The sequence below is a fragment of the Klebsiella sp. CD33 genome, assembly GCF_051992865.1.
Taxonomy (GTDB): domain Bacteria; phylum Pseudomonadota; class Gammaproteobacteria; order Enterobacterales; family Enterobacteriaceae; genus Klebsiella; species Klebsiella pneumoniae.
The window spans coordinates 3,932,826-3,945,309 of the sequence record NZ_CP197023.1 but is presented as its reverse complement, the minus strand read 5'-3'; the positions used below and the strand labels follow the sequence as shown (position 1 = coordinate 3,945,309).

Here is a 12,484-nt window from a genome sequence, read left to right as displayed (position 1 = left end):
AATGGGGGCTCTGTTGGTTCTCCCGCAACGCTACTCTGTTTACCAGGTCAGGTCCGGAAGGAAGCAGCCAGAGCAGACGACGTGTGTGCCGGGATGTAGCTGGCAGGGCCCCCACCCATTTCTCCCGCCTGGTGTTTCCCTTATATTTGTCCGGTTTTTACTCCTGCAATAATTAATTTCTGATAAAGATCGCATATTAGTTTTTGTTGTTAAAACCCCCTTCTTTTATTCCATAATATTTACTTGTCATAAATCTGAAATACTACTGAAATATTAATGTCATTTGCATGTCATAAATAAAGCGCATCTTACTGATGGGAATTTGTTGCCAGGCTCATGCTGTAAAATATATCTCTGGATCAGCATGTTAACTTCGTGTATTAATTATGATGATTTTATTGCACGGGAAGCGTAGCTATGACCACAGTGGTTTTGAATGTAAAAATTGACGCAGAGCTAAAAGAAAAGTTGCGTCATTTTGCGGAAGTTAATAACGAGAACCTGGGAACGGCAACGGAAAAGCTGCTGCAGCTGGCTTTTCAGCTGGAGGAGTCAGCAGGTGAGGCGGGGGTGACGGAAGAGGACATTGACAGCCAGCATACCGAAGAGGAAGCGACGCCACTTACCCCTAAAGAAATCAAAGCATTAAGAAAACTTCTGAAGAAGAAAAAATGAAACAACAATTCTCTACAGCCAGCAACTATAGCGAAGCTTGCGATATGTTGCGCTCAGGATACGTAAAACACGTCCGCCTGAACTGGAATATCGGTAGTGATGAGTTCTTTCGCATTGCTTCCGACTGGTGTGACACCGGCGCTAAAATCAAAAAAGATGAAGATGGCTTTATTATTTCCCTGAAAGGGTTTCCTATTCCGCGCCAGCATTAATGAAATTGCCTTCTTTCTGTCATTGGGTTGCCATAACCAGAGGGCAGGATAGCCAGGCAATTTTATAAAAACATCTCATATACCTCATGGATGAAGGTCATTTGACGGGCTAAAGTCAGCCCGTCGCTATTTTCTTATATTATTTTTCGCAAACGTGTATTTTCCTTCTGTTCAGCAAGGCTTTGCCACAGCGGTTGTAGCGTGGAGAAGGCCCGGCGCAATGCTTCATCCGGCAGCGTAAACGGCAGACGTAAATAGCGATCGAACGCCCCTTCCAGCCCAAACCGCGTACCGGTGCCGATATGGATCCCCTGGCTTTCCGCACGCGCAGAGAACAGGGTGGCCAGCATGTCAGGAAGTTCCACCCAAAAAGAGAGCCCACCTTCCGGTGGCGAAAACCGCCAGCGGGGAAAATATTCCGCCATCAGCGTTTCGCACATGTCCCGGCGCGCCTTGAGCATATCCCGCCGCGGCGGCAGCAGTGTGGCGGCATTTTCCAGTAGCCAGCTGCAGGCCAGTTGCTCCAGCAGCGGCGTACCCAAATCCAGCGAATCGCGGGCCTGAATAAGCGAGGCGATGGTCCGCGCGCTGGCGCGGATCCAGCCGATACGTAGTCCCCCCCAGAAGCTTTTCCCGGCCGAACCAATGGTGAGCACCGCGGCATCGGGATTGAAGCTGGCCAGCGGCGGGGGCGGCGGCGCGTTATACCAAAGGTCGGCCATGGTCTCGTCGATTACCAGCGTTGTTCGCGTCCTGGCGGCGATGTCCGCAACCCGCTGGCGGGTGGGGGCATCCATACAGCGTCCGGTGGGGTTGTGAAAATCCGGCATCAGCCACGCCAGCCGCGGCGCAGTCTGCGCAATAGTCGCCGCCAGTCCATCGCAGTCCCATCCCTGCTGCGGAAGCGCAACCCCGACGGGACGGCAGGAGGCACCCTGAATGGCGCTGATGGCCATCGGATAGGTTGGAGCGTCAATAACCACCCGATCGCCCGGCCCGGTGAACAGGCGCAGGATCAGCGCGAAGGCGCTGAGCGCGCCGTTGACCACCATCACCTCATCGGGCCGCGTCGGCAGACCGCGTTCGCTGTAGCGCCGGGCAATCGCCTCCCGCAGCACCGGCAGCCCCTGCTGGTCATAGCCAGTCTGTGCGAGATAGGGCGGCAGCAGGGTCATAGCGTGCTGGAAGGCCTGATGGACCTCCGGCCCGGCGCTGAGGGCGGCGGTAGATAGATTAAGCGTAGATGAGATGCCGGCAGGCAGAGGAAGATCGGCGGGGCGTTCCGGCAAAACAATGCGTGACCCGCTCCCCTGGCGGCTGTAGAGAAAGCCCTCCTCCCGCAACTGGCCGAGGGCGCTGGCGATGGTGGTCCGGCTGACGTTCAGGGCCGCCGCCAGCTCGCGCTCGCCGGGCAGGCGCGTTTGCAGCGTCAGGCGACCATCAAGGATCAGCAGGCGGAGCGCTTCCGCCAGCTGGCGCCATAGCGGCGTGCGTGAGCTGGTCTCCTGCCAGTTGCCGAGCAGGCGTACCAGCGATTGGGTTCCAAAGCGTCGGGCTGACATAGCGATCCACTTTTCCAAAACTGGCCATTAATTATCAGTCCATTTTTGCTGATGATGAGGGCATTCGCAATGATGTTGAGGAAAAAATATGCTTCGTCGCCTGCTGCAGTTATATATTGGTCTGGTGCTTTACGGCGTGTCCACGGCGCTCTTCGTGCATGCCAATCTCGGCGCCGATCCGTGGGATGTTTTCCATCTCGGGGTGGCTAAACAGCTGGGGATCAGTTTCGGTACGGTGATTATCCTGACCGGCGCGGCGGTACTGCTGCTGTGGATCCCGATCCGGCAAATGCCGGGGCTCGGCACGGTGAGCAATGTCGTCGTGCTGGGACTAGCGGCGGACGCCACGCTGGCCGTCCTGCCGCCGCTGGAGTCGCTGGTGGCGCGCAGTGCGCTGCTGGCAGGAGCAATTGTGCTGAACGCTATCGCTACCGGAATGTATATTGGCGCGGGCTTTGGCCCCGGGCCGCGCGATGGCCTGATGACCGGTCTGCATGCTCGCACTGGTTGGTCACTGCGCGGTATCCGGACGGCGATCGAGCTTTCCGTACTGCTGATTGGCTGGCTGCTGGGGGGCAAATTTGGCGTCGGAACCGTCATCTACGCGCTGTCGATTGGGCCGCTGATCCAGCTGTGCCTACCGTGGTTCAGCCAGCCCGTCAGCCGCAACGCGGTCAGCCCTCCCCGGGAAATAGTCTCCTGAATTAACCCATCGCCCTCTTCATCACGGAGAGGGCCTTTCATCGCTTACAGGCCGCTCAGGCCATGAAGCATCATGTAGATCCCCACCACAATAATCAGTAAGCCTGAGAACCAGGGCGCCTTGCGCGAGAGGTCGTTAAGCCACGGCCAGCGGCGGGTGGCATGTTTAAGGCTCAGGGCGGCGATGGCCCCGGAAGCCACCAGCGTCAGCGCCAGACCAACGCTAAAGCCCAGCACCAGCGTGGCGCCCAGCGAGAATTTCTTCAGCTGTAAACAGATAAGCAGCACGGTAATGGACGCCGGGCAGGGGATCAGCCCCCCGGTCAGGCCAAACAGCACGATCTGCCCGGTCGTCACCTGGCGGCCATCAAAGCGCCGGTTGATCTCCTGAGCATGAGCCCGCTGATGCGCGTCCTGCCACTCCTCCGCCACCAGCGGCGCGGCGGATGAGGACGCATGGTGATGGTCATGGCGGTGATCATGGTCATGGCGGTGATCATGGTCATGGTGGTGATCATGTTCATGGTGGTGCTCATGTTCATGGTGGTGCTCATGTTCATGGTGGTGCTCATGGTGCGTGTGAGGCTGCGATTCGCGCCAGGTGCGCCAGAGCATCCAGCAGGCAATCAGCACAATGACAATCCCTGAGACCAGCTGAAACCAGGGTTCAGAGGTTTGGGCGTTCCAGCCGCGGCCAAACCACAGGCCGGCCATGGCGATCAGCCAGACCACCGCCGTATGCGAAACCGTGGCCGCCAGCCCCAGCAGTACCGCCTGTTTTAAGGTTCCCCGCACCGCCACGATAAAGGCGGCCATCATTGTTTTTGAGTGCCCGGGTTCGAGGCCGTGCAGCGCGCCGAGCAGTATTGCGCTGGGTATAAACAGCCAGGCATTGCCCTGCTGCAGAAGGGAAGTGAAATCGTTCATATCGGGATCCTTGCCAAAAGTGCGATTATCCTACTCCCCCCCAGTAGTAAAATACTACCCCCCAGTAGATAAAGCGGCTAATAAAAAGGATCATGGTATGCTGGCAGGCGTTGCTGACCACGCAGGTCGGTAATCCCGGACAGAATGAAACGGTGGATCGTGCAATGTCACATACAGTTCGACACAAAAAGATGTTACTGACCCGGCTGAAGAAAATTCAGGGGCAGAGTACCGCGTTAGAGAAAATGCTTAATCGCGAGCATGAGTGCGCTGAAATATTACAGCAGCTGGCGGCGATCCGCGGCGCGGTCAACGGCATGATGCTGCAGGTTATTCAGGGGCATCTTACCGACCATGTGGTGAAAGAGCCTGACGAGACGCAGCGCGAAGCGGATCTGGAGACGGTGATGCAGGTGATTAAATCCTATCTGAAGTAGCGCCCCCTGACGTTCCGCTCAAGCCACCCGCCGCTTAATGCGCATGGAGGTTATGCTCTGCCCACAGAATGAACTGCTCTTTTGGCAGCGCTTTGCTGTACAGCCACCCCTGGGCGTACTGAACGCCATGCTGGCGCAGCCAGTCGCGCTGGCTTTCGGTTTCCACCCCTTCGGCGACGGTGGCCAGATTGAGCGCTTTGGCCATTTCAATAATGTGCGGCGTCAGCGGCCGGTACTCGAGGGTATCGACAAAAGATTTATCGATTTTCAGCGTGTCGACGTCCAGTTTCTGCAGATAGCTCAGGCTGGAGTAGCCGGTGCCAAAGTCATCAATCGAGATCCGATGCCCGGCCTGACGATAGTGAGCGATCACCGGCATAGTCGTCTCCGGGTCGACAAAACCGCGCTCGGTGATTTCAAGGATGATCTGTTCGGCGGCGATCCCCCAGTGCTGTAGCTGATTGTGTAACAACGTCGGCAGGGTGGGCGAGCGTAAATCATCTACCGACAGGTTGATGGAGATGTGCACTTCCGGCCGCTGCCGCAGCCAGGGGCCGAGATCGGCAAAAATTTTCCTGACGATATCTTCCGTCAGCTGCGTGATGAGCCCGGTCTGCTCGGCCAGGGGAATAAAGATATCCGGCGATAAAAAAGTGCCATCGGGCTGCTGCCAGCGGGCCAGGGCCTCCGCCCCGGCAATTTTCCCGTCCTGCAACGAAATAATCGGCTGATAGTGAACCTGAATCGCTTCGGAATTGAGGGCGTCCAGCATGCTGTTGCGCGGTGAGCGCAGGTGCCTTAGCAGACGCAGCAGCAGCCAGGTGGCGAGCAGGCTGGTGAAAATTCCGGCAGGGAGCCAGAAGAACAGCTGCTGTCGAATGCGCTGCTGCAGCGGCAAGGTTGAAGACCAGGTTACGATGCCAGAGCCCAGCTCGGGAATGCGCTGGATCCGGTAGACTGTGTTATCCAGAGTAAGCATATCCACATGCGGATCTTTAATGCGTTGCCAGACTTTCGCCGGCAGCGGCTGACTGCTGATCACCATTTTCTGGTGGTCCAGGCCAAACAGCATGGTATGGATCTTCTCTTCGCTGGCGGGAACGACATCAATAAAGGAGACGGGGTCGATCATCACCATGTGCTGCCGGCTGCCCATGGCCGTCATCTGATGATCGAGGCCAAGATCGTTAATTGAGGTCAGCCAGGTGCGATAGCCGTCGGGGGCAATGTGGTCCGGCGGGGGGAAGGTGACCGCGACGCTATGGTCTTCCAGGGAGGAGCATTGCGGCACGGAATCACGCAGCCAGAGCACTTCCTGAATGTAGCGATGGGTATAGGCGATGCGGCGGAGCGTAAGCAGATGTTCAGGGCTACAGGAGGCGGCGGTGTGTGCGTCAGCCTCTCGTAACGCTTCCCGGGCCTGGTCGGCAACCTGCAGCGTCCGAACGACGATACGGTTGGAATAGTCATCCAGTTCACGATAGAACTGCATTTTGGCCTGCCGCGCCGCCTGCCAGATGCTGAGTGAAATGGGCAGGATGATGGCCAGTATCAGCACTCCTGTAAACAGCGCCATCAGATGCCGGGTCCTCATGCCTGTGTCCTTATCGTTCGCCGGGTGTCATCAGTATATGCGAAAGATAATTCGGGCGCAGCGGGAGAAAACGCGTCGTTTGGGGAAAAAGCCGGCATCACAACAGGCTGCGATGCCGGGAGAGAAGGATGATTCCGATGTAGCAGAATAAAAATGAGGGTGTGAATGCCGGGCAGGGTGTGTTCCGGCATTCAGTCGCAGCATACGCTGCGCAGATGACAGCAATATGTTAGCTAGTGTGCATCCGGCGCCGGGATATCAGCGCTGATGCGCAGGTCATTCTCATCAAACACCATGCAGAAGCGCTCATCGAAAGCCAGATTAATTTTCTGCCAGGGGCGGAAATGGACGTCGCCGGGCAGCAGAACCTTGACGTTGTCGTGGCCGTAGCACTGGCCGAACAGATAGGTATTGTTGCCCAGACGCTCCACCACTTCACATTGAAACTCCACCACGGTACCGGTGGCGACTTCCGGGGTGAGGTGCTCCGGCCGGATCCCCAGCGTCACCGCAGCGCCGGGCTTCAGCGGCTGGGTGGCGATATTCAGGGCCAGCTGATGGTCCTGCGCGAGGGTGACCGTTAAGCGTTCCGGCTGCCAGTCGCTGACGATAGCCGGCAGAAAGTTCATCTTCGGCGAGCCGATAAAGCCGGCGACGAATTTGTTGACCGGATTGTAGTACAGCGCCATCGGCGAACCCATTTGTTCGACTTTCCCGTAGTTCATGACCACGATTTTATCGGCCAGCGTCATCGCCTCCACCTGATCGTGCGTGACATACACCATAGTGGTCTTCAGCTCCTGGTGCAGACGGGCAATATGCAGGCGCATATCGACGCGCAGCTCCGCATCAAGGTTAGAGAGCGGCTCATCGAACATAAACACCCGGGGATTACGCACGATCGCCCGGCCAATGGCCACGCGCTGCCGCTGGCCGCCAGAGAGCTGCTTCGGTTTACGATCCAGCAGGTGCGAGAGCTGCAGCGTTTTAGCCACCATTTCCACCTGGCGACGGATCTCCGTTTTCGGCACTTTATTCACCTTCAGCCCGTAGCCCATGTTCTCTGCCACCGTCATGTGCGGATAGAGCGCATAGGACTGGAAGACCATCGCCACGCCGCGGCGGGCGGGCACGACATCATTCATCACCTCATCGCCGATCAGTACTTCTCCTTCGCTGACCTCTTCCAGCCCGGCAATCATGCGCAGTAGCGTCGATTTTCCACAACCGGAAGGGCCGACGAAGACGGCAAACTCGCCATCTTCAATATCGAGATTGACCTGGTGCAGCGTCACCGTGCTGCCGAACCTTTTGGTGACATTCCTCAGTCGTATATTGGACATCCACATTCCCCGGAGTGAGTAGCTGTTATTTGCCGTTGGCTTATCGCTATGTTGAGTGTGATTTGTATTACGTGTAACAAATCGGTGTGACGATGTTCAACAGCAGTAAAATCATGCCCTGACTATAACTTCCGCGGATTTTGCGCCATACAGGGACGTTTCATTTCTGCAAGGATGATCACACAACTGGCAGCTTATGGTAGTTTTATCAACGATCAAAGCGTAGCGTATAACAAAAGCGCATCAGAACATGTTTTCCACGTAATACGGCAGTTTGAAAAGATTTATTTTTCTAACTGGCAGACGGAATTCAAATAAAAACCATTAAATTGTTATACCTTCACATGAGGTTGATAATGAAAAAGAACACGCTTGCTGCACTGATCCTTACCACCCTGGCGGCGGGGCAACTCGCCAGCCTGCAGGCGCATGCCGCCGGGCAGCTCAACGTCTGGGAGGACATTAAAAAATCCGCTGGCATCAAAACCGCGGTTAGCGATTTTGAAAAGCAGTACAACGTGAAGGTCAATCTCCAGGAGATGCCCTACGCCCAGCAACTGGAAAAACTGCGCCTCGACGGCCCGGCGGGCATTGGGCCGGACGTGCTGGTGATCCCGAATGACCAGCTCGGCGGCGCCGTGGTACAGGGACTACTCTCGCCGCTCAGCGTCGATCAGGCGAAACAGGATGCCTTTACGCCAGCCTCCATCAATGCCTTCCGCATGGACAACGCGCTGTATGGGATCCCGAAGGCGGTGGAAACCCTGGTGCTTATCTACAACAAGGACCTGATCGACAAGCCGCTGGACAGCCTGCAGGCCTGGCTGGACTACTCGAAAACCCAGCGCGAGCAGAACAAATACGGCCTGCTCGCCAAGTTTGACCAGATCTATTACAGCTGGGGGGCGATTGGCCCGATGGGCGGCTATATCTTTGCTAAAAACGACAGCGGCGGCTTTAACCCGCAGCAGGTGGGTCTCAATACCCCCGGCGCCGTCGAAGCCGTCACCTTCCTGAAAAAATTCTATGCCGAGAAGGTCTTTCCGGCGGGGATCCTCGGCGATAACGGGCTGAATGCCATCGATTCCCTGTTTACCGAGAAAAAAGCGGCGGCGGTGATCAACGGCCCCTGGGCCTTCCAGCCGTATGAAGCCGCTGGCATTAACTATGGCGTGGCGCCCCTGCCGACCCTGCCGGACGGCAAGCCGATGAGCTCCTTCCTCGGCGTCAAAGGCTATGTAGTATCGACCTGGAGTAAAGACAAAGCGCTGGCGCAACAGTTTATCGAGTTCATCAACCAGCCGCAGTATGTGAAAGCCCGCTATGTCGCCACTGGCGAAATTCCGCCGCTGAAGGCGATGATTGACGATCCGGTGATTAAAAACGACCAAAAGGCCAGCGCCGTCGCCATCCAGTCGGCGCGAGCGGTGGCGATGCCGGGCATTCCCGAGATGGGGGAAGTGTGGGGGCCGGCCAACGCCGCGCTTGAACTGAGCCTCACCGGTAAGCAGGCGCCGCAGGCCGCGCTTGATAACGCGGTGAAACAGATCACGATGCAGATCGAAGCGATGCAGGCCAGCAATCAGTAATTCACCGTCACGTGAAGTCACCGAGCGGGAGGGGGACCTCCCGTTTGTAGAAGGAGTCGAGTGTGAGCATCCATTCCAGCGAAAATTTTAGCGACGCGCGCGGGCCCGGGCGCCATGCATGGTGCGGTCTGCTGCTGGCAATCGTGCCGGGTTTCGGTCAGTTTTATCATCGCCAGTGGCTGAAAGGGCTGGTCTTCCTGGTGCTGCTGAGCAGCTTTCTGGGGATTTTTTATGATTTCCTGCGTGAGGGGTTGTGGGGGTTATATACCCTGGGTGAAGAGGTACCGCGGGATAACTCTATCTTCCTGTTAGCCGAGGGGATTATCAGCGTGCTGATCGTCGCTTTCGGCGTGCTGATCTATTTTCTCTCGCTGCGGGATGCGTGGCTCAACGGCAAAAAACGCGATGAGGGGATCGCCCTCAACAGCGTGCGTAAGCAGTACCAGATGCTGCTGAGCGACGGCTTTCCGTACCTGATGATCACCCCGGGCTTTATTCTGCTGGTGTTTGTGGTGATCTTTCCGATTCTGTTCGGTTTCGCCATCGCCTTCACCAACTACAACCTGTACCACACCCCGCCGGCGAAGCTGGTGGACTGGGTGGGGCTGAAAAACTTTATTAATATTTTCACCCTCTCCATCTGGCGCTCCACTTTCCTGGATGTGCTGCAGTGGACCGTGGTGTGGACGCTGCTGGCGACCACCCTGCAGTGTACGGTGGGCGTGCTGCTGGCGATTCTGGTCAACCAAAAAGATCTGCGCTTTAAGCCGCTGATCCGCACCATCTTTATTTTGCCGTGGGCGGTGCCGGGGTTTGTCACCATTCTCGTTTTTGCCGGTATGTTCAACGACTCCTTCGGGGTCATCAACAACGCGATCCTGTCCTTTTTTGGCATCAGTCCGAAGGCATGGCTCACCGATCCGTTCTGGACCAAAACGGCGCTGATCATGATGCAGACCTGGCTTGGCTTCCCGTTTGTCTTTGCCATGACCACCGGCGTGTTGCAGGCGATCCCGGACGATCTGTATGAAGCGGCGACGATGGACGGCGCCAGCGCCTTTACCCGTCTGCGCACCATCACCCTGCCGCTGGTGCTGTATGCGATCGCGCCGATCATCATCACCCAGTACACCTTCAACTTTAATAACTTCAATATCATTTACCTGTTCAACAACGGCGGCCCTGCGGTGGCAGGCTCTAACGCCGGCGGGACGGATATTCTGGTGTCGTGGATCTATAAGCTGACGATGTCTTCGTCGCAGTACGCCATCGCGGCGACCATCACGATCCTGCTGTCGATCTTTGTCGTCGGCCTGGCGCTGTGGCAGTTCCGCGCCACCAAATCCTTCAAAAATGACGACATGGCGTAAGGGAAGCAACATGGCTCAATCACCCAGTATTAAACGCGAAAAGTGGATCCGGCTCTCTCTCACCTGGCTGGTGGTTATTCTGGTCTCAGTGGTGATTATCTATCCGCTGGTCTGGACGGTCGGGGCGTCGCTGAACGCCGGCAATAGCCTGCTCAGTACCTCAATCATTCCGGAAAATGTGTCGTTCCAGCACTATGCCGATCTGTTCAATGGCAATGTGAATTACCTCACCTGGTACTGGAACTCGATGAAAATCAGCTTCCTGACCATGGTGCTGACCCTGATTAGCGTCAGCTTTACCGCTTACGCCTTCTCCCGCTTCCGCTTTAAAGGGCGGCAGAACGGGCTGATGCTGTTCCTGCTGCTGCAGATGATCCCGCAGTTTTCCGCGCTGATTGCCATCTTTGTGCTGTCGCAACTGCTTGGCCTGATAAACAGCCACCTGGCGCTGGTGCTGATCTACGTCGGGGGAATGATCCCGATGAATACCTGGTTGATGAAAGGGTATCTCGACGCGATCCCTAAAGACCTGGATGAGTCCGCTCGCATGGACGGCGCCAGCAGCTTTCGCATCTTTATCGAGATCATCATGCCGTTGTCGAGGCCCATCCTCGCGGTGGTGGCGCTGTTCTCGTTCACTGGGCCGCTGGGGGATTTCATCCTCTCCAGCACCATCCTGCGTACCCCGGATAAATACACGCTGCCTATCGGTCTGTATAACCTGGTGGCGCAAAAAATGGGTGCCAGCTACACCACCTACGCGGCGGGGGCGGTGCTGATCGCCGTACCGGTGGCGATCCTCTACCTGGCGCTACAAAAATACTTCGTCTCCGGCCTGACCTCGGGCAGTACTAAAGGATAAGCACATGAAAAGATTCACACCCGCATGGCTTGCGGTTTGTCTGGCATGCAGTTTCTCCACTTCTTCTCTGGCCGCGGACGCGCTTGCAACCCGCGCGTTTCAGGGCATGCCGGCGGACTTTATCAAAGGCGCGGATATCTCCACGCTGCTGGACGCCGAAAAGCACGGGGCGACGTTCTACGATCAGAATAATCAGCGCAAGGATCCGATCGCCATTCTGAAAGAGAACGGCGTCAACTATGTCCGCCTCCGTCTGTGGGTGGATCCGCAATCGGCGAGCGGCGAGGACTATGGCGGTGGGAATAACGATCTGGCCACCACCCTGGCGCTGGCGAAACGGGCGAAAGCCCAGGGGATGAAGCTGTTGCTTGATTTTCACTACAGCGATTTCTGGACCGATCCCGGCAAGCAGTTCAAGCCGAAAGCCTGGGAAAAGCTGGATTACCCGCAGCTGAAAACGGCGATTCATGACTATACCCGCGATACCATCGCCCGCTTTAAGCAGGCGGGCGTGCTGCCGGATATGGTGCAGATCGGCAACGAAATCAACGGCGGCATCCTGTGGCCGGAAGGGAAAAGCTGGGGGCAGGGCGGCGGAGAGTTCGACCGGCTGGCTGGCCTGCTGAACGCGGCTATCGCTGGCCTGAAGGAGAACCTGCGCCAGGGCGAGCAGGTGAAAATCATGCTGCATCTGGCCGAAGGGACCAAGAACGATACCTTCCGCTGGTGGTTTGATGAGATCGACAAGCGCCATGTACCGTATGACGTGATTGGTCTGTCGATGTACACCTACTGGAATGGCCCGATCAGCGCCCTGAAGGCCAATATGGATGACATCAGCAAACGCTATAACAAAGACGTCATCGTCGTCGAGGCGGCCTATGCCTATACCCTGGCCAATTGCGATAACGCGGAAAATAGTTTCCAGGCGAAAGAGGAAAAGGATGGGGGATATCCCGCCAGCGTACAGGGGCAATATAACTATATTCACGATTTAATGCAGGCGGTGGTTGATGTGCCAGACCAGCGTGGCAAAGGTATTTTCTATTGGGAGCCTACATGGATTGCCGTGCCGGGAAATACCTGGGCCACCCCGGCGGGGATGAAATATATCCACGACGAGTGGAAAGAGGGTAATGCACGTGAAAATCAGGCGCTATTTGATTGTCAGGGAAAAGTATTGCCGTCGGTAAAAGTTTTTAATTAATTTT

At 56.5% G+C, this 12,484-nt stretch carries 12 protein-coding genes and 1 other RNA gene; 9 read left to right on the top strand and 4 right to left on the bottom strand.

The genetic code is table 11. The annotated features are described in order from the left end of the window. Positions 1 to 11 precede the first annotated feature (11 nt). The 3 genes from ffs (at position 12) to ACR809_RS19425 (ending at position 887) form a co-directional block, all read left to right on the top strand. Positions 12 to 108, top strand: an RNA gene (gene ffs / locus ACR809_RS19435) — signal recognition particle sRNA small type. Positions 109 to 417: 309 nt separating this feature from the next. Next, a complete protein-coding gene (locus tag ACR809_RS19430; RefSeq protein ID WP_004147352.1) occupies positions 418 to 675 on the top strand; it encodes a hypothetical protein in 258 nt (85 codons plus the stop codon). Beyond that, the gene (locus ACR809_RS19425) at positions 672 to 887 is read left to right on the top strand and encodes a hypothetical protein (RefSeq protein WP_004142688.1); all 216 of its coding nucleotides are present in this window, start codon (positions 672 to 674) and stop codon (positions 885 to 887) included. The genes ACR809_RS19430 and ACR809_RS19425 overlap by 4 nt, the downstream gene beginning before the upstream one ends. A gap of 134 nt (positions 888 to 1,021) precedes the next feature. Here ACR809_RS19425 and yczR read toward each other — a convergent pair whose 3' ends face one another. Continuing rightward, positions 1,022 to 2,449, bottom strand: coding sequence for a MocR-like transcription factor YczR (gene yczR / locus ACR809_RS19420; protein WP_004142690.1), 1,428 nt, complete (start codon positions 2,447 to 2,449; stop codon positions 1,022 to 1,024). 88 nt (positions 2,450 to 2,537) lie between these two features. Between yczR and yczE the strand changes: the two genes are divergently transcribed. Next, positions 2,538 to 3,152: a membrane protein YczE gene (gene yczE, locus ACR809_RS19415; protein ID WP_122051513.1), complete on the top strand. Its 615-nt coding sequence runs from the start codon at positions 2,538 to 2,540 to the stop codon at positions 3,150 to 3,152. A gap of 44 nt (positions 3,153 to 3,196) precedes the next feature. Here yczE and ACR809_RS19410 read toward each other — a convergent pair whose 3' ends face one another. Further along, positions 3,197 to 4,078 carry a nickel/cobalt efflux protein RcnA gene (locus tag ACR809_RS19410; RefSeq protein WP_064145807.1) on the bottom strand — a complete coding sequence of 294 codons (882 nt, stop codon included), beginning with the start codon at positions 4,076 to 4,078 and terminating at the stop codon, positions 3,197 to 3,199. A gap of 164 nt (positions 4,079 to 4,242) precedes the next feature. Here ACR809_RS19410 and ACR809_RS19405 point away from each other — a divergent pair, with 164 nt between their 5' ends. Then, positions 4,243 to 4,515, top strand: a complete 273-nt coding sequence (locus ACR809_RS19405) for a metal/formaldehyde-sensitive transcriptional repressor (protein ID WP_002891985.1) — start codon at positions 4,243 to 4,245, stop codon at positions 4,513 to 4,515. Between the two features lie 34 nt (positions 4,516 to 4,549). Here the strand turns inward: ACR809_RS19405 and ACR809_RS19400 are convergent, their stop codons facing one another. Both ACR809_RS19400 and ACR809_RS19395 read right to left on the bottom strand, forming a co-directional pair. Further along, positions 4,550 to 6,109, bottom strand: a complete 1,560-nt coding sequence (locus tag ACR809_RS19400; protein ID WP_004142709.1) for an EAL domain-containing protein — start codon at positions 6,107 to 6,109, stop codon at positions 4,550 to 4,552. A gap of 233 nt (positions 6,110 to 6,342) precedes the next feature. Then, positions 6,343 to 7,452, bottom strand: coding sequence for an ABC transporter ATP-binding protein (locus ACR809_RS19395; protein WP_009307951.1), 1,110 nt, complete (start codon positions 7,450 to 7,452; stop codon positions 6,343 to 6,345). A 356-nt stretch (positions 7,453 to 7,808) separates the two neighbouring features. Here ACR809_RS19395 and ACR809_RS19390 point away from each other — a divergent pair, with 356 nt between their 5' ends. The 4 genes from ACR809_RS19390 to ACR809_RS19375 all read left to right on the top strand — a co-directional run bounded on the left by ACR809_RS19390 (position 7,809) and on the right by ACR809_RS19375 (position 12,480). After that, positions 7,809 to 9,041 carry a maltodextrin ABC transporter substrate-binding protein gene (locus ACR809_RS19390; protein WP_002891991.1) on the top strand — a complete coding sequence of 411 codons (1,233 nt, stop codon included), beginning with the start codon at positions 7,809 to 7,811 and terminating at the stop codon, positions 9,039 to 9,041. A 62-nt stretch (positions 9,042 to 9,103) separates the two neighbouring features. Then, a complete protein-coding gene (locus ACR809_RS19385) occupies positions 9,104 to 10,411 on the top strand; it encodes a carbohydrate ABC transporter permease (RefSeq protein ID WP_004177243.1) in 1,308 nt (435 codons plus the stop codon). A gap of 10 nt (positions 10,412 to 10,421) precedes the next feature. Beyond that, entirely contained in the window at positions 10,422 to 11,273 is an 852-nt protein-coding gene (locus ACR809_RS19380) for a sugar ABC transporter permease (protein WP_000079398.1), read from the top strand. Between the two features lie 4 nt (positions 11,274 to 11,277). Continuing rightward, positions 11,278 to 12,480, top strand: coding sequence for a glycoside hydrolase family 53 protein (locus tag ACR809_RS19375; RefSeq protein WP_004178761.1), 1,203 nt, complete (start codon positions 11,278 to 11,280; stop codon positions 12,478 to 12,480). The last annotated feature ends 4 nt before the right edge of the window (positions 12,481 to 12,484 follow it).